11 protein-coding genes and 1 pseudogene are annotated in these 16290 nt (G+C 64.5%); 2 read left to right on the plus strand and 10 right to left on the minus strand.

Going from position 1 to position 16290, the window contains the following annotated elements; genetic code table 11:
* The first annotated feature begins 49 nt into the window (after positions 1 to 49).
* The gene (locus LJF27_RS27095) at positions 50 to 463 is read left to right on the plus strand and encodes a hypothetical protein (protein WP_003091632.1); all 414 of its coding nucleotides are present in this window, start codon (positions 50 to 52) and stop codon (positions 461 to 463) included.
* Between the two features lie 39 nt (positions 464 to 502).
* On the opposite strand, the gene LJF27_RS27100 is transcribed toward LJF27_RS27095, so the two are convergent.
* The 7 genes and pseudogenes from LJF27_RS27100 to LJF27_RS27125 form a co-directional block, all read right to left on the minus strand.
* Positions 503 to 2638, minus strand: coding sequence for a T6SS phospholipase effector Tle1-like catalytic domain-containing protein (locus LJF27_RS27100; RefSeq protein ID WP_023117037.1), 2136 nt, complete (start codon positions 2636 to 2638; stop codon positions 503 to 505).
* A gap of 530 nt (positions 2639 to 3168) precedes the next feature.
* Entirely contained in the window at positions 3169 to 3720 is a 552-nt protein-coding gene (locus LJF27_RS27105; protein WP_071535749.1) for a DUF3304 domain-containing protein, read from the minus strand.
* 187 nt (positions 3721 to 3907) lie between these two features.
* On the minus strand, positions 3908 to 4102 hold the full coding sequence (locus LJF27_RS30490; RefSeq protein ID WP_079281339.1) for a DUF3304 domain-containing protein: 195 nt from the start codon (positions 4100 to 4102) through the stop codon (positions 3908 to 3910).
* Between the two features lie 139 nt (positions 4103 to 4241).
* Positions 4242 to 4761 (minus strand): annotated as a pseudogene (locus LJF27_RS27110) (DUF3304 domain-containing protein).
* Entirely contained in the window at positions 4758 to 5573 is an 816-nt protein-coding gene (locus LJF27_RS27115; protein ID WP_003107607.1) for a DUF4123 domain-containing protein, read from the minus strand. The pseudogene LJF27_RS27110 and the gene LJF27_RS27115 overlap by 4 nt, the downstream one beginning before the upstream one ends.
* 9 nt (positions 5574 to 5582) lie before the next feature.
* Positions 5583 to 7649, minus strand: coding sequence for a type VI secretion system tip protein TssI/VgrG (gene tssI, locus LJF27_RS27120; protein ID WP_010791865.1), 2067 nt, complete (start codon positions 7647 to 7649; stop codon positions 5583 to 5585).
* Between the two features lie 228 nt (positions 7650 to 7877).
* On the minus strand, positions 7878 to 8315 hold the full coding sequence (locus LJF27_RS27125; RefSeq protein WP_003105490.1) for an HIT family protein: 438 nt from the start codon (positions 8313 to 8315) through the stop codon (positions 7878 to 7880).
* Between the two features lie 204 nt (positions 8316 to 8519).
* Between LJF27_RS27125 and phoA the strand changes: the two genes are divergently transcribed.
* Positions 8520 to 9950 (plus strand): alkaline phosphatase, encoded by a 1431-nt coding sequence (phoA, locus tag LJF27_RS27130; protein WP_003112133.1) that lies wholly within the window; start codon positions 8520 to 8522, stop codon positions 9948 to 9950.
* Positions 9951 to 10022: 72 nt separating this feature from the next.
* Here the strand turns inward: phoA and hrpA are convergent, their stop codons facing one another.
* The 3 genes from hrpA to fadD1 all read right to left on the minus strand — a co-directional run bounded on the left by hrpA (position 10023) and on the right by fadD1 (position 16198).
* Positions 10023 to 14003 carry an ATP-dependent RNA helicase HrpA gene (gene hrpA, locus LJF27_RS27135; protein ID WP_229601895.1) on the minus strand — a complete coding sequence of 1327 codons (3981 nt, stop codon included), beginning with the start codon at positions 14001 to 14003 and terminating at the stop codon, positions 10023 to 10025.
* 174 nt (positions 14004 to 14177) lie between these two features.
* Positions 14178 to 14387, minus strand: a complete 210-nt coding sequence (locus LJF27_RS27140; protein ID WP_003105496.1) for a hypothetical protein — start codon at positions 14385 to 14387, stop codon at positions 14178 to 14180.
* 122 nt (positions 14388 to 14509) lie between these two features.
* Positions 14510 to 16198: a long-chain-fatty-acid--CoA ligase FadD1 gene (fadD1, locus tag LJF27_RS27145; RefSeq protein WP_003091643.1), complete on the minus strand. Its 1689-nt coding sequence runs from the start codon at positions 16196 to 16198 to the stop codon at positions 14510 to 14512.
* Positions 16199 to 16290: the final 92 nt, after the last annotated feature.

The raw sequence follows: 16290 nt of genomic DNA on the forward strand, positions 1-16290 counted from the left end.
TCCAGCGAAACTGGGCTAGCCTGAGGGAACCTTTCGACGGAGAGCCTTCATGCGCCCGATGTACGCCGTAGCGATCCTTTTCCTCCTGGCTGGCTGTTCCTCGGTTCCCGCCGAGAAGACCCGGGCGATCCCCGCCGAACGCCTGCTCGGCTACCAGCAACCGGTGAGCGGTGGCGGCCGGCTGGAAGTCCACCGCGACTATGGCTACCTGGGCGGCGGCTGCTACGTGGCGTTCCTTATCGACCGCCAGGTCGCCGCGCGCATCGGCGTCGGCGAGGAAGCCAGCTTCCAGGTGCCGGCGGGCGAGCATGTGGTCGGTATCGGCATCGATACCCAGGACGACACTCTCTGCGGCAAGGGCCTCCTGAACCGCGAGCTGAGAACCCGGATCGCCGCGGACGGCAACGCGCGCTTCCGCATCGTCAGCGAGGCCAGCAGCGGGTTCGACATCCGCGCCGAATGATCCGGGGCGACAGGTCGGCCGCGTTCGCCCGGTCGAGGTTCAAAGCGATTCCATCAGGTCCTTGCCGCGCTGCAGCCAGCCCGGCGCCGAGCCGGGGCCCGGCGGTTGCGCCTGCTCCGTACCCATGTCCTGCAAGGCCTGCTTCGCCTCGGCGAGCCAGGCCGGGGTCGCCGCCGCGGGCGCCTGGGTGAGTTCGGCCTTGGCCACCAGCCCGGCCAGGCTGCCCAGGTCGCGCGCCTTGAGCGCCTCCACGGTCTGCTGAGCCAGCAGCACCTGCTGCAATGCGGGCGATTGCACCGCCGCGACCGCCAGCGGCGGCGGTGGCGGCAACTGGCCGATCTGCTCGACCTTGTCGCCAGGCTCGCGGGTGAAGGCCCGCAGGTTGTCCAGCGCCGCCCCGCCGACCATCGGCAAGGCGATCCCGGTCAGCGGGTCGAAGGCGCTGATCTCCGGCAGGCCGACCTTGCCGCTCAGCAGCGGACGCGCCAGCGATGGCAGGAACAGCCCGAGCAGCATCCGCGGATCGCGACGCTTGACGCTGAGGCCGACGCTGGCCAGCATCACCCCTACGCCTACCACCCGCCCGGCGGTGGCCAGTACCGAGAGCCGCTTGTTCGACTCGTTGTCGAAATGCACCAGGCGATAGCGGAAGTAGTCGGTGAAGGGTTCTCGCGGGCCTATCGCCGAAGTGTTCATGAACCAGGCGCGGGAGTCGTGCACCTGTTCGTCGAACAGCGCCACCAGCTTTTCCTGGCCCGGCGCCACCCGGTCGGGAGCGCTGAACAACTGGTGGTAGCGCGCGCTGCCGTCGCGGTGGATCTGGCTGTATTCCTCGGCTTCGTCTTCCTCGTTGATCAGGAATACGGTGCCGCCGAGCAGCAGGTCGATCACTCCGCCCACCGTCATGCCGTCGTCGAGCACGCCCCAGTCGCCCTTGTAGTCATGGGCGAACTCGGCGGCGGCGCCGAGCAGTTGGCGCTGGTCCAGCGGCGGATCGAACTGCTTCTCCACCCGCAGGTCGCGCAGTTTGTCCTCGCCGCCGATCAGCGCCACGTTGCGATCCCACTCCGCCTGTTCGGCGGCGCTCATCGGCGGGAGCGGCTTGCCCTGCTGGGCGGCCGCGTACTCCCGGCTACGCCGCTTGTACAGGGCCTCCCAGGCCTTCTGCTGGGCTTCCGGCATGTCCGGCGGGACATTGGCGAAGAACGCCTTGTTGCGCAGCCCGCCGGCATAGCGGTCGATGCGCCAGGCGGTGATCAACGCGGTCTCGCGACGGATCACCTCTTCCAGGGGGCCGGCCTTGGCCTGGGCCTGCCAGGCGTTGAAACGGGTGGCGAGTTCTTCGGAGACGCTGAACTCCGCTTCGGTTTCAGGCGTCATCTCCCGCCAGACTTCATGAAAGTCCGGATGAACGGCTGATTTGGGAACCTGCAAAGGAGCACCGGCACCAAAAGCTTCCGCATACATATGCTGCAGCGCTATCTGGGATAGCAGGAATTCCGAACCTCCCACCGCCTTACCCTGGTTGCCAACGCCATAACCCCCTCCAACATCCGAGTGAACACCAGGGTATGCATATTCCACCGTACCCTGCCGATAGCAGGAAGGCCCCGTACGACGTCCGTTGGCATCCAGGTCGCGACGGCGGATCGAATCCAGCGGAAAACTGGCACGCTGCTCATGGCATGAGATCAAATGCACGCAACGTTTCAGAAAAGCGCAGTCTTCCGGCAATGTGGTCGGTAGGCACTGAACCTGGGCTTCGTCGGGCAGCCGCATGGTGCCGTCGGCCCAATCCATATGTCCGGCGGCGAACGGCGCGCTATCCGCCAGTCCAACTGCCGCCACGGTATCGAAAAGGCCGAGGAACTCGATGGAGATCGGCAGGCCGGCGAAGCGATATTCCACCCGGCCATCGGCGCCGCTGGCCCGAGTCAGCTCCTGCAGCCAGTTGGCGAAGGCTCGTGCCTCCGCCGCCCCACGGGAGAATCCATAGATATACAAACGCATGGCCAGGATATGCGGTTTCTGCCCTGAGTCCTGACGCTGGCGAAGCTTTTCCTCCAGTTCCTTGAGTTTTGGCTCCAAGGCAGCTCGGCGTTTTTTCTCGCCGTTCTCCAACAACCCACCGGTTAGAACCTTGGCAATTCCATTGGTTGCCATGTTCTTAATCATTGTTTGAGACTCATCTAGCAGAAGAGGACTTTCTGGGGTAAGCGTTCCTTGCAAAACATCAACCAAGCGGGTTATTCCCCAGTTTACTCTGTTCTCCCCACCTGCCGCCGCAATCAAACCGAGACTCGACGGAGTATATTCCCGAATATCTGGAAATACCGTACCAACCCCAGGGCAGTAATATCGAAAGAAACCCAACCCTTCCTGCACGGAGCCTTCTCCGACAGAAGCATGAAATAGCTTTGCCACATTACTTCTAGAAGGCGGCAATGATGCACCATCAGCCCGATCATTATTATTAGTGCCATCATAGCCTATGCTCACATGCAGAGTTTTACAACAAGGTATTCCACTGCTTTCTCCGCCACCCTCCCTATCCCGCTTGATTTTTTCCTCATTATACTTCCGCTCTTCTTTTACCTGCCGACTTATATTCTTAGAGAGAACACTTGGCTCAAGCGGAAGAAGCCTTTCCTTCGGAAATTCAGGAGCAACACTGACAGTCACACGAATATCTTCTCGCAAGACATTTATTTCTTCGGACATTCTGCCACTCTCTCCATAACCATCGGATAGTTATAAGGATATCCAGGGTACCCCGGAGAAGTGGCCGCAGCAGTTACACGAACCTGATTGCAAGGCAGAAAGTGAACTCTTATCGGCCCAGGCCTTTCATACCTAGGTATTTCAACAACCGCCTTGTGATGCGTGTAATTTTTAGCATGTCGTCGATAGTCCTGCATATCCAGACTCCCGTACCGATCTCGCTTTAGTTCAGCCTTAGGATTAGGATCAATTTCCCACTCTACAATCGCCTCCAAACCCGGCACCCAGTACTTTGGAATCACGCCACAACATACTTGCCCACCTCCGCCCTGATGAGGGCCCAGGTTTGGCCCCCCGGCACCATTCACCGTAAATTCGTTAATCGCCGCCGGAGTATGGTTGTAACCCATGATAGGTGTAGACAGCACTTCAGGCCCAGCCTGGCATGCCACCAGCCCAAAGAAGGTGCTGAGAAAAACCACCAGCCCAATGGAATTTTTATTTCCCACACAGATCAAGTTCATCAACTTCTGCATGACATACCCCTCATATAAAAGTAACCTTTATTCGGATATTCAGGATGAAACGGCGTATAACAGGCAACTGAAGTAGCAACCTTATCACATGGAAGAAAGTGCATTTTTAGCGAACAAATCTCCTTACTATCACAAGAAGATATATCGACAGTTTCCTTATGACGAACATACAAGACTCCATGCTCTCTCATACATTTTCCCCAGCCATCTGAAAATATCTTTCCGGCCAGTCTTTATAAGCCCCTGACTCAGGATCTACCTCCCACTCTACGGTTGCCTTCAAGCCCGGCTTCCAAACTCTAGGAACGACACCACAACATACCTGCCCTGCTCCCCCTGAAATGGACCAAGGTTTAATCCGCCAGCACCATTTACACTGAATCGGTTAATAGCCGCCGAATTATGGTTGTATCCTCCGATAGGAGTAGACACCATATCAGGGCCTGCCTGGCACGCTTGTAAAAACAAAAAACCTATCAGTAAAGCAATCAGCCAAACAGGTGTCCTTAACCCCTTTGCATTCAAGAGCTTTTGCATGAAGGCTCTCTTCTGAAAATACTTTCTATCTGGATACTCTGGATGCCCCTGGCTGTAATAGGTTGTTGAGACCACGACCTGGTAGCACGGGAGGAAATGCACCTGCAACAGGCATATTTTTTCACTATATCTAGGTACATCCACGATCATCTTGTGTCGGGTGTAGCTTGAGGCATTTCTCAAGTAATCATCTTTATCCAGCCGTCCATATTTATCTCGCCTTATAGCGGCGTGCGGTTTGGGATCTTTCTCCCATTCCACGACAGCTTTCAAATTTGGATTCCACTTCTTTGGAATCACTCCGCAACAAACCTGGCTACCATCCCCCTGATAAGGGCCTAAACGCGGTCCACCCGCCCCATTCACCGAAAACCAATTGATCGCCGCGGACGTATGGTTGTAACCCATCACCGGCGCCGCCAGCATGTCCGGCCCGCTCTGGCAGCCCGCGGCCAGCAGGGGCCCCGGAAGCAGGGCGGGAAGGCCGATGCCGCGCCCGTTCATGCGCGACTCGTTCCCGCCGGGGAAAAGCCGGGGCCGGGGGTCTGTTCGCGTAGCCATTGGGCGACGAAGGCATCGCGCTGGTCGAAGTCCTGCAAGCCCTGGCGGTCGGCGGCCAGGTGCGCCTGGACCAGATGCTGGAGCAGGCTTTCCTGGCTGCCCAGGCCATGCTCGCGGGGCAGCACGAAGTATTCGCGGCGGTAGGCTTCGGCCTCGCTCCAGGCGCGCAAGGCAGCGACCTGGTGCGCTTCCAGGCGGAGGGCCGCTTGCAGCGGCGGCGTCTCGTGGGCCTGGTAATGACCGGCCAGCGCCCTCGGCCGGCCGTCGCGGTCCAGCCAGTGCCAGCTGGAAACCGGGGCATGCAGGTAACGGCTCTGCCGGGGATCGAGCATGTCGCTGACGGCCATGAACAGGCCCGGCTCGTAGAAACGCAGTACGCCGCTGGAACGACCCTGGTTCCACTCGGCCTGGGTGCAGCTGCGCAGGTGCTCGCCCAGGCGCGGCAACGGCCAGGGGCTGAACAGGAGCATCAGGTGGCGGCGGCAGTCGATGCGTTCGAGCAGTTCGTCCAGCCAGGCCGCGTGGCCGTCTTCCAGGCGCAGCAGCAGCGGGCCCTCGTCGGCCAGGGCGGCCTCCGGGGTTTGCTCCAGCAATTTGAACAGCGCCGGAGGATCGCTTTGCCGCGCATGCTCGGCGAGCAAGGGATAGTCGTCCAGCCCGGTGGCATCGACCAATACATCGATGTGGGTCTGCAAGCCGCGATCGCGGGAGCGCTGCCACAGCTCACGGGCCCAATGGCGGGGGTTCGGCGTCATCGCGGTTCCTCAGCGCTCGGCGAGCGCCTGGCCTCTTTTCTTCGCCTGTAGCAGGCACTCTTCGCAGACCGGTTGCCGCGGCGGCAGGTTGGCCGCGACCGCCTCGGGTGGCGCGCCGGAGCTGTCCTGGTCGGCCATGCCCGGCACCCGCGGCATCTTGATCGCGATCCCCGAGCCGCTTCCCGGCGCGCCGCCTGCATTGATCCGTGCCAGCGGGCCGCTGATGGCGATGCCGCTTGCGTCGAGCCGGATGAAGCTGCCGCCGGCCTTCACCGTCAGTTCGCTGTCAGCCTCGATCACCATCTTCTGCCCGGCCTTCAGGTGGATCTCGCGCCCGGCCCTGGCCAGGTAGGCACGACCGAGCTTCACGTGCTGGCTGTCGCCGACCGTCAGGTGGTCATCGGCCTTCAGCTCGACCTTGCGCTCTCCGTGCACGGTGTGATGCTCCTCGGCCTTGAACTCGCTGTAGCTGTTCGCCTCCACGGTGTCGTGGCGTTCGTGGCCGACGCGGATCTTCTGGTCATGCTCGATGTTCTCGTCCCAGTCGCGCTGGGCATGGACGAAGATCTGTTCCTGGCCCTTGCGATCCTCGATGCGCAGCTCGTTGTAGCCACCGCCGCCAGGGCTGCTGAGGCTCTTGAAGACGCTGCGGGTCTGGTTCGCCGGCAACTCGTAGGGCACCGGGTGGGCGGCGTGGTAGACGCAGCCGCTGACCAGCGGCTGGTCGGGATCGCCTTCGAGGAAGTCCACCAGCACTTCCATGCCGACCCGCGGAATGACGATGCCGCCATAGCCGTTGCCGGCCCAACCGCTGGCTACGCGCAGCCAGCAACTGCTCTTATCGTCGCCCTGGCCCTCGCGGTCCCAGTGGAACTGCACCCTGACCCGGCCGTAGCGGTCGCAGTGGATTTCCTCGCCTGGCGGGCCGGTCACCACCGCGGTCTGGCTGCCCAGCACGCGCGGCTTCGGGTGCTCCAGCGGCGGGCGGAAGAACACCTCCCAGGGCGTCGCGAGGAAGCGGTTGCGGTAGCCCTGCTGGAAGTCGTCCGTGCTGGCCGACGTGTCGGAGGTAACGTTCTCTTCCAGCACCTGCGGCTGCTTGCCTTCGTGGAAGACTTCGCTGAGCAGCCACAGGTCGTTCCACTCCGCGCGCGGGTGCTCGGCGATCTCCAGGAAGTGCCCGCTGACCAGCAGCGGCTGGTCGCTGACCCCTTCGCCCAGGCGCCGGTCGGCGCGGTGGCGCTCCAGGGCGCGCTGGCTGAGCAGCTTGCCGCGCTGGCGATCGACGAAGCGACCGGGGTAGTCGTAGTCCTCCAGGTCCGGCTCGGCCGGGGCGTCGGCAGCGGGGCGGTTGCCGGCCTCCAGCAGCAGCCGCGGCTTCTCGAAGTCGTAGTCGCGGCGGGTGGTGCGCGTGGTGCGGCTGGCCAGGCGCAGGCTGAAGCGCTTGATCACCGGTTCGTCGGCGACCAGCCCGCTGTCGTGCACGTAGGCGGTGGGACGGCCCAGGCGGGGGAACACCGTCTGGTCGTCGCCGAACACCAGCAGGTGCGCCTCGGCGCTGTGCCGGAAATGGAAATGGATGCCCTCTTCGGCACAGAGGCGCTGGACGAAATGCAGGTCGCTTTCGTCGTACTGCACGCAGTATTCGCGCTCGGGATACCGGGTGCCGAGCTGGAAGCGGTAGGCGTCGGCGAGGATGCCGTGCTCCTCGAGGATCAGGGCGACGATCTGCGGCACCGTGAGGTGCTGGAAGATCCGCTGGTTGTTGCGCTGGGCGAGGTAGGCCAGGTGCGGGACGAGGGTGAGGCGATAGCGGGTCAGGCGCTTGCCGGCATCGCCCTGGGCAGCGCCGTAGACCAGGCCGTGGACACCCTGGCCCTGCGGGGTGAAGGCGAGGAAGGCGGGCCGGTGGAGGAACGTTTCGAGGTCGAGGCCGGCGCGCTCTCCGACCAGTTCGAGTTCGAAACGGTAGGGGCGACTGATGCCTTCGTGGCCGTTGAAGGCGAGGACCTGCAGGTCGTGGCGGAGGCCGTCGAGGGTGAGGCTGAAGTGGGTCTGGTTGGCCGGGTTGAACATCCGCTGTCCCCTGTTGCTCGAAAAACCTGCACGGCTGGCGTCCCTGTTCGCCGTGGTCGCTCCGAAGAGCGGGATGTCGCGGATGCTACGTCAAAAAAACTGTGCAAATTGTTGCGCACATCGCCGGAAAACCGCGGCGCGCCTGACCCTCGACAGTATGTAACAAGATATTTCAGAAAAATCCGACGAGCGAAGGACCGCCCCCGAACCGGGCCGGCCCATGCGCAATCAGCCTTGCAGACGCTGCGCCAAACGCTCCTGAAGTTGTGCGAGCACTTCCGGGTCGCCCTGCTTCGCCGCATGGATGCCGAGATTCTCGCCGCTGAAGCGCGGGATGACGTGGAAATGGATGTGGAAGACCGTCTGCCCGGCGGGGGCGCCGTTGAACTGGGCGACCTGCACGCCGTCCGGCTGCACCTCCTCGACCAGGGCGCGGGTCAGGCGCTGGACCACGGCCATGACCTTGGCCAGGTTCTGCGCATCGATCTCGAGCAGGTTGCGCGCCTCGGCGTGCTTGGGAATCACCAGGGTATGCCCGTAGGACTGCGGGAACAGATCGAGGAAGGCGAGCACGTCCTCGTCTTCGTAGACCTTGTAGCAGGGAGCTTCGCCGCGAATGATCTTGGCGAAGATGTTCTGGGAATCGTAAACGCCGTGCAGACTCATGGAGGCTTTCCTTGAACGAACCGGAATAGACCTGCGCACCATACCGGCTCGCTCCCCGCTCGTCACGACGTGATGCGTCGCGCGCGCCACACACTTCGAAAGAAATTGTCACAAGCCCGTCATCACCCTTCCCTACTTTCGTAGCACTCGCCGGATGGCCCTGCCGTCTCGCACAGCCACCTCCTCAACATAGGGAAATGCGTCATGACCCCAGGTTATCCCCTCGCCCTCTCTCTTGCCGTCTCCATGGCCGTGCTCGGCAGCGCCTTGCCGGCCCAGGCGCGCCAGGACGATCCGTCGCTGTTCAACCGCCAGGCCCGTGGCGAACTCAGCGAGTACGGCGGCGCACGGCGCGTCGAGCAGGACCTGACCCAGGCCCTGAAGCAGTCGCTGTCGAAGAAGAAGGCGAAGAACGTGATCCTGCTGATCGGCGACGGCATGGGCGACTCCGAGATCACCGTGGCGCGCAACTACGCGCGCGGCGCGGGCGGCTACTTCAAGGGTATCGATGCGCTGCCGCTGACCGGCCAGTACACCCACTACTCCCTGCACAAGGACAGCGGCCTGCCGGACTACGTGACCGATTCCGCCGCCTCCGCCACCGCCTGGACCACCGGGGTCAAGTCGTACAACGGCGCGATCGGCGTGGATATCCACGAACAGCCGCACCGCAACCTGCTGGAGCTGGCCAAGCTCAACGGCAAGGCCACCGGCAACGTCTCCACCGCCGAGCTGCAGGACGCCACCCCCGCCGCCCTGCTCGCCCACGTCACCGCTCGCAAGTGCTACGGTCCCGAGGCCACCAGCAAGCAGTGCCCGAGCAATGCCCTGGAGAACGGCGGCGCCGGCTCGATCACCGAGCAGTGGCTGAAGACCCGCCCTGACGTGGTTCTCGGCGGCGGCGCCGCGACCTTCGCGGAAACCGCCAAGGCTGGCCGCTATGCCGGCAAGACCCTCCGCGCCCAGGCCGAAGCCCGCGGCTACCGGATCGTCGAGAACCTCGACGAGCTGAAAGCCGTGCGCCGCGCCAACCAGAAGCAGCCGCTGATCGGCCTGTTCGCGCCGGGCAACATGCCAGTGCGCTGGCTCGGTCCGACCGCCACCTACCACGGCAACCTGAACCAGCCGGCGGTGAGCTGCGAGGCGAACCCGAAGCGCACCGCCGACATCCCGACCCTGGCGCAAATGACCAGCAAGGCCATCGAGCTGCTGAAGGACAATCCGAACGGCTTCTTCCTGCAGGTCGAGGGCGCGTCCATCGACAAGCAGGACCATGCCGCGAATCCGTGCGGCCAGATCGGCGAGACCGTCGACCTCGACGAAGCCGTGCAGAAGGCCCTGGCCTTCGCCAAGGCCGATGGCGAGACCCTGGTGATCGTCACCGCCGACCACGCCCACTCCAGCCAGATCATCCCCCCGGAAACCGCCGCGCCGGGGCTGACCCAACTGCTCACGACCAAGGACGGCGCGCCGCTGGCGATCAGCTACGGCAACTCCGAGGAAGGCTCCCAGGAGCACACCGGCACCCAGTTGCGCATCGCCGCCTACGGCCCGCAGGCCGCCAATGTCACCGGCCTGACCGACCAGACCGACCTGTTCTTCACCATCCGTCGCGCACTGAACCTGCGCGACTGATCGGACCAGAACGAAAAAGGCGCGCCGGTTTCGACCGGCGCGCCTTTTTCATTTCGCGCGGTATCCCTGGAACTAGCCCTCGACCTGGCTCCACTGCTTGGCCAGGCGCTTGTCCGAGACCGGCAGCCGGGTTCCCAGTTGCTGGGCGAACAGCGAGACCCGGTACTCCTCCAGCATCCAGCGATACACCTGCAACTCGGCGTCGCGCTTGCCTTCCTGGGCGTGCTTGGCGAGGCGCGCCTGGTATTGCGCCCAGAGTTCGCCCAGCTCGCCGCTCCACACCCGGTCGCGCTGGACCTGGCCGGCGACCTTGTCCAGGCGCTGCTCGATGGCCTTGAGGTAACGCGGATACTCCTTCAACCACTCCAGCGGGGTGGCGCGGACGAACCCCGGATACACCAGGTTGGCCAGTTGGCCCTTGACGTCGTTCAGCGGCACGGTCATGGCCAGCTCGACCTTGCCCTTGAAGCGCTTCTGCAGGCCGTGCCAGAGCTTGAGGATATCCAGCACCAGGCGTGCCAGGCGCTCGGCGTGCTCGTTCCAGGCAGCGCGCTTGCGCTCGGCCAGCGCGGCCAGGGCGGCGCCGTCGCGCGGCAGGCTTTCGCCCTGCAGCACGCAACTGTCGAGACTGGCCAGGAGGATGTCCTCGACCAGCGCCTCGACCCGTCCCAGCTCGCGGTACAGCAGGCCCATCTCGGTCTGCCCCGGCAGCTTGGCGCGCAGGTACTTGGCCGGCTCGGCCAGTTGCTGCAACAGCAGTCGTTGCAGGGCGCGGCGGTGTTGGTAGTCGGCCTCGGCCTGGGTCGGGAAGCGCCCTTCCTTGACCTCGCCCTGCTCCTCCACCAGCGCCGGGTATACCGTCATCGACAATCCGGCGACCTTCTGCTGGGCCTTCTCGGCGACGCTGGCGAAGGCCTTGGCCTCCACCGGACGCTGCTGTTCCTTGTCGGCCTGGGGTATCGCCAGCGCCGCCTGGCTGGCTTCGGCGAAACGCGCGGTGAGTTCGGCCAGGTCGCGGCCCTCGCCGAGGAACTTGCCCTGGGCGTCGACCACCTCAATGTTCATCCGCAGGTGATCGTCCAACTGCGTCGCCGCCTCGGCCCAGGCCTCGTCGGCTACCCGCACGCCGGTCATGCGCTGAAGCTCGCGGCCCAGCACCTGCGGCAGCGAACCTTCGCCGAAGGTGATGCGCTCCAGGGCGGCGCGGACGAAGTCCGGTACCGGCACGAAGCTCTTGCGGATCGCCTTCGGCAGGTTGCGCACCAACGCCACCGCCTTGTCGTAGAGCAGGCCGGGCACCAGCCAGTCGATGCGTTCGGCCGGCAATTGCGGCAGCAGCGGCGCCGGTACCCGCACGGTGACGCCGTCGCGCGCGGTGCCGGGCTCGAACTGGTAGCTCAGCGACAGGTGCAGGTCGCCCAGGCGCAGGCGATCCGGGTACTGCGCCGCAGTGACTTCGCTGGCTTCACGGGCCAGCACGTCTTCCTCGCGCATCAGCAGCAGGTCCGGCTGGTTCTGCCGCTCGCGGGCGTACCATTTCTCGAAACTGGCGGTCTGGTAGATATCCGCCGGCAGGCGCGCGTCGTAATAGGCGAACAGGGTTTCCTCGTCAGCCAGGATGTCGCGCCGGCGTGCCTTGGCTTCCAGCTCGTCGAGCTTTTCCAGCAACTGCCGGTTGGCGCTCAGGCACTTGGCGCGGCTGTTGATCTCGCCGCGCACCAGGCCTTCGCGGATGAACAGCTCGCGCGCCACCGGCAGGTCGATCGGACCGTAGTGCACCGGACGTCGACCGATGACGATGAGGCCGTAGAGGGTGACCTGCTCGAACGCCACCACCTGGCCGCGACGCTTCTCCCAGTGCGGCTCGAAGTGGTTGGTCTTGATCAGGTGCCCAGCCAGCGGCTCCAGCCAGTCCGGCTCGATCTTCGCGACCATTCGGGCGAACAGCTTGGTGGTCTCCACCAGTTCCGCGGCCATGATCCATTGCGGGCGCTTGCGAGCGATGCCGCTGGACGGATGGATCCAGAAACGTCGCTGGCGAGCGCCGAGGTAGTCGCCTTCCTCGGCCTTCTGCCCGATCTGGCTGAGCAGGCCGGACAGGATCGCTTTGTGGACCGCCGCGTAATCGATCCCCGGTACCTCGCGTTCGTTGTCGACCGACGCGCCTTTCTTCGCCTCCGGCTTGCGCGCCTCGGCCTTGGCCGGACGCCCGAACGGCAGCTTCAGTTCGCGGCAGATCAGGGTCAGTTGGCGGTGGGCGTCGCGCCACTCACGCAGGCGCAGGTAGTTGAGGAAGTTCTTCCGGCACCAGCTGCGCAGGGCATTGGAACCCAGCGCCTGGCGCTGCTCCTCGAAGCCACGCCAGAGATTGATCAGCGCGGCGAAGTCGGAATCCGGGTCCTTCCATTGCGCGTGCGCCTGGTCGGCGGCCTGCTGCCGCTCCACCGGACGCTCGCGCGGGTCCTGCACGGACAGCGCGCTGGCCACCGTCAACACTTCCTCGAGGCTACCCTGCTGGGCCGCCTCCAGCAGCATGCGGCCCAGCCTCGGGTCGATCGGCAGGCGCGCCAGTTGGCGCCCCAGCGGGGTCAGCTGGCCTTCGCGGTTGACCGCCGACAGTTCCTGCAGAAGGGTGAAGCCGTCCTTGATCGCCTTGCCGTCCGGCGGCTCGATGAAGGGGAACGCCTCGATGTCGCCGAGGCGCAGGTGCAGCATCTGCAGGATCACCGCGGCCAGGTTGGTGCGGAGGATTTCCGGGTCGGTGAAGGCCGGACGCGCGTTGAAGTCCTCCTCGCTGTAGAGACGCACGCATATGCCCGGCTCGACCCGTCCGCAACGGCCCTTGCGCTGGTTGGCGCTGGCCTGCGACACCGCCTCGATGGGCAGCCGCTGGACCTTGGCGCGGTAGCTGTAGCGGCTGATCCGCGCGGTGCCGCTGTCGATCACGTAACGGATGCCCGGCACCGTCAGCGAGGTTTCCGCGACGTTGGTGGACAGCACGATCTTGCGTCCCGGGCGCGGCTGGAAGATCTTCTGCTGCTCGGCCGGGGTCAGTCGCGCGTACAGCGGCAGCACCTCGGTGTGGCGCAGGTTGGCCTTGCGCAGCATCTCCGCGGCGTCGCGGATCTCCCGCTCGCCGGGGAGGAACACCAGCACGTCGCCGGGCCGCTTGCCGACCTCGCGTTCGTGGGCGGCGATCTCGTCGAGGGCGGCGAGGATGCCCTGGTCCACCGACAGGTCGTCCTCGACCCGGTTGCCCTCCTCGTCGGTTTCCGCCGCCAGCGGCCGGTACCAGGTCTCCACCGGATAGGTGCGGCCGGAAACCTCGATCACCGGGGCGCCGTCGAAATGCCGGGAGAAACGCTCCAGGTCGATGGTCGCCGAGGTGATGATCAGCTTCAGGTCCGGACGCCGGTGCAACAGGGTCTTCAGGTAGCCGAGGAGGAAGTCGATGTTCAGGCTGCGCTCGTGGGCTTCGTCGACGATCAGCGTGTCGTAGCGCTCCAGGTAGCGGTCATGCTGGGTCTCGGCCAGGAGGATGCCGTCGGTCATCAGCTTGACCAGGGTGCTGTCGTCGCTCTGGTCCTCGAAGCGCACCTGGTAGCCGACCAGCGCGCCCAGCGGCGTACCGATCTCTTCCGCGACCCGCGTCGCCACGCTGCGCGCCGCCAGCCGACGCGGCTGGGTATGGCCGATCAGGCCGTGGATGCCGCGACCCAGCTCCAGACAGATCTTCGGCAACTGGGTGGTCTTGCCCGAGCCGGTCTCGCCGGCGATCACCACCACCTGGTGGGCGGCGATAGCGGCCTTGATCTCGTCGCGCTTGGCGGCGATCGGCAGGCTGTCGTCGTAGCGGATCGCCGGCACGCTGGCGCGCCGCGCCTCGACCTTGGCGCAGGAGGTCTGGAGGCGCTCGACCCACTGCGCCAGGCGCGCGTCGTCGGGCTGCTTGCGCAGTTCGTGGAGCTGCCGGCGCAAGCGGTGGCGGTCGCTGATCTGGGCCTGGTCGAGGCGCCGGACGAGTTGGTCAAGGGAAGGAGTCTGGTCGGTCATCTAGGCTTTTCGAATGCTGTGAGCGTGCCGCAGTCGCGGAGGACGGGAGAAGCTCCGGCCACTGCCGAGGCGAAAAATATTCGGAATTGTCGCAGATTTGAGTGGAAGAGGACGAATCCCGGTTAACGCTCGCTGCCGCGATACGGCCGACGCTGCTGGTGGGCGATGGCCCTCTCAGCGCCCCAGTCGCTTGAGCATCTCGGCCAGCGGCAGCGCATCGGCGGTGCCCGCTCGGCAGTCGGCGAGGCGATCCTCGGCCACTGGCGGCCATTGGCGCTCCACCTCGGGGCCGGCGCGATGCAGCAATGCCTGGGTCAGTTCCAGACGCCGGCTGATCGGCAGACGGCGTATTTCTTCGGCCAGGGCAGGATCGAGGCGGGCCATGGGGGGTTCCTCCGGCAGGTGATGCGCTGCCGGCACGTCCGCACAGGCCCGCTCACCCCGCAACCGACTGCCTGCAACGAAGAAGCCCCGCATCGGCGGGGCTTCTTCAGGCAACGGCGGACTTACTTCTGGCCCGCTTTCTTCAGCTCTTCGTCGCGCAGTTCGCGGCGCAGGATCTTGCCGACGTTGGTGGTCGGCAGGCTGTCGCGGAACTCCACGGCCTTCGGCCGCTTGTAGCCGGTCAGGTTGTCATGCATGTGCTGCATGACCTGTTCCTTGGTCAGGGTCGCCCCCGGCTTGACCACCACGAAGACCTTGATCGACTCGCCGGACTTCTCGTCGGGGATGCCGATCGCGGCGCACTGCAGGACGCCCGGCAGGGTCGCCAGCACGTCTTCCAGTTCGTTCGGATACACATTGAAGCCGGAGACCAGGATCATGTCCTTCTTCCGGTCGACGATGCGCATGTAGCCGTCTTCCTGGATGATGGCGATATCGCCGGTCTTCAGCCAACCATCGGCGTCGAGGATCTCGTCGGTGGCCTCCTGGCGCTGCCAGTAGCCCTTCATCACCTGCGGACCCTTCACGCAGAGTTCGCCGCGCTCGCCCAGGGGCACTTCCTGGCCGTCGTCGCCAATCACCTTGCACAGGGTCGAGGGCACCGGGATACCGATGGTGCCGACCTGGATGTTCTGGAACGGGTTGACCGATACCACCGGCGCGGTCTCGGTCATGCCGTAGCCTTCGCAGATGGCGCAGCCGGTGACTTCCTTCCAGCGCTCCGCGGTGGCCAGTTGCAGCGCCATGCCGCCGGAGAGGGTCAGCTTCAGCGCGGAGAAGTCCAGCTTGCGGAAGGTTTCGTTGTTGCACAGGGCGACGAACAGGGTGTTCAGGCCGACGAAGCCGGTGAACTTCCACTGGCCGAGGTCCTTGAGCATCGACGGCAGGTCGCGAGGGTTGGTGATCAGGATGTTGTGGTTGCCGGTGAGCATCATCGCCATGCAATGGAAGGTGAAGGCATAGATGTGGTACAGCGGCAGCGGCGCGATGAGGATCTCGCAGCCCTCGTTGAGGTTGGCGCCCATCAGCGCCTTGCACTGCAACATGTTGGCCACCAGGTTGCGGTGGGTCAGCATGGCGCCCTTGGCGACCCCGGTGGTGCCGCCGGTGTATTGCAGCACGGCGACGTCGTCGGCCTGCGGCGCGGCTTCCTGGAACGACTTGCCGGCGCCCCTGGCCAGCGCGTCGGTCAGCTTGGTGGCTTGCGGCAGGCTGTAGGCCGGCACCATCTTCTTGATGTGCTTGACCACGAAGTTGACGATGAAGCGCTTCAGCGGCGGCAGGATGTCGCCGACTTCGGTGACGATCACCTGCTTGACGCCGGTCTTCGGCAGTACGCCCTCGACCAGGTGGGCCATGTTGGCCAGGCAGACCACCGCCTTGGCGCCGGAGTCGTTGAACTGGTGTTCCAGTTCGCGCGCGGTGTACAGCGGGTTGGTGTTGACCACGATGAGGCCGGCGCGCATGGCGCCGAAGACCACGATCGGGTATTGCAGGACGTTGGGCAACTGGACGGCGATGCGGTCGCCGGGCTTGAGATCGGTGTGCTGCTGCAGGTAGGCGGCGAAGTCGCCGGACAGCTTGTACAGCTCGCCGTAGGTCAGGGTCTTGCCCAGGTTGGTGAACGCGGGCTTGGTGGCAAAACGTTGGCAGGACTCCTTCAGTACCGACAGGATGTTCGGGTACTGGTCGGGATTGATCTCGGCAGCAATACCCGCTGGGTACTTGTCCTTCCAGAAGTTTTCGATCATGGAAGCCCACTCCTAAGCAACAGCTAATCTTCACCGCTCATGGCGGCATCTTGTTGTGATCTGCTCGCTAACCCTGGACCCAGGGCTATTAG

Source organism: Pseudomonas sp. 203-8, from assembly GCF_020708595.1.
Classification (GTDB): domain Bacteria; phylum Pseudomonadota; class Gammaproteobacteria; order Pseudomonadales; family Pseudomonadaceae; genus Pseudomonas; species Pseudomonas aeruginosa.

What these genes read in the sequence shown, in the direction of transcription:
- LJF27_RS27140 (WP_003105496.1), bottom strand. Translation starts at nt 14,387, where the DNA reads ATGGCCCGCCTCGATCCTGCCCTGGCCGAAGAAATACGCCGTCTGCCG.
- LJF27_RS27105 (WP_071535749.1), bottom strand. Translation starts at nt 3,720, where the DNA reads ATGCAGAAGTTGATGAACTTGATCTGTGTGGGAAATAAAAATTCCATT.
- fadD1 (WP_003091643.1), bottom strand. Translation starts at nt 16,198, where the DNA reads ATGATCGAAAACTTCTGGAAGGACAAGTACCCAGCGGGTATTGCTGCC.
- LJF27_RS27115 (WP_003107607.1), bottom strand. Translation starts at nt 5,573, where the DNA reads ATGACGCCGAACCCCCGCCATTGGGCCCGTGAGCTGTGGCAGCGCTCC.
- tssI (WP_010791865.1), bottom strand. Translation starts at nt 7,649, where the DNA reads ATGTTCAACCCGGCCAACCAGACCCACTTCAGCCTCACCCTCGACGGC.
- LJF27_RS27100 (WP_023117037.1), bottom strand. Translation starts at nt 2,638, where the DNA reads ATGATTAAGAACATGGCAACCAATGGAATTGCCAAGGTTCTAACCGGT.
- LJF27_RS27095 (WP_003091632.1), top strand. Translation starts at nt 50, where the DNA reads ATGCGCCCGATGTACGCCGTAGCGATCCTTTTCCTCCTGGCTGGCTGT.
- phoA (WP_003112133.1), top strand. Translation starts at nt 8,520, where the DNA reads ATGACCCCAGGTTATCCCCTCGCCCTCTCTCTTGCCGTCTCCATGGCC.
- hrpA (WP_229601895.1), bottom strand. Translation starts at nt 14,003, where the DNA reads ATGACCGACCAGACTCCTTCCCTTGACCAACTCGTCCGGCGCCTCGAC.
- LJF27_RS27125 (WP_003105490.1), bottom strand. Translation starts at nt 8,315, where the DNA reads ATGAGTCTGCACGGCGTTTACGATTCCCAGAACATCTTCGCCAAGATC.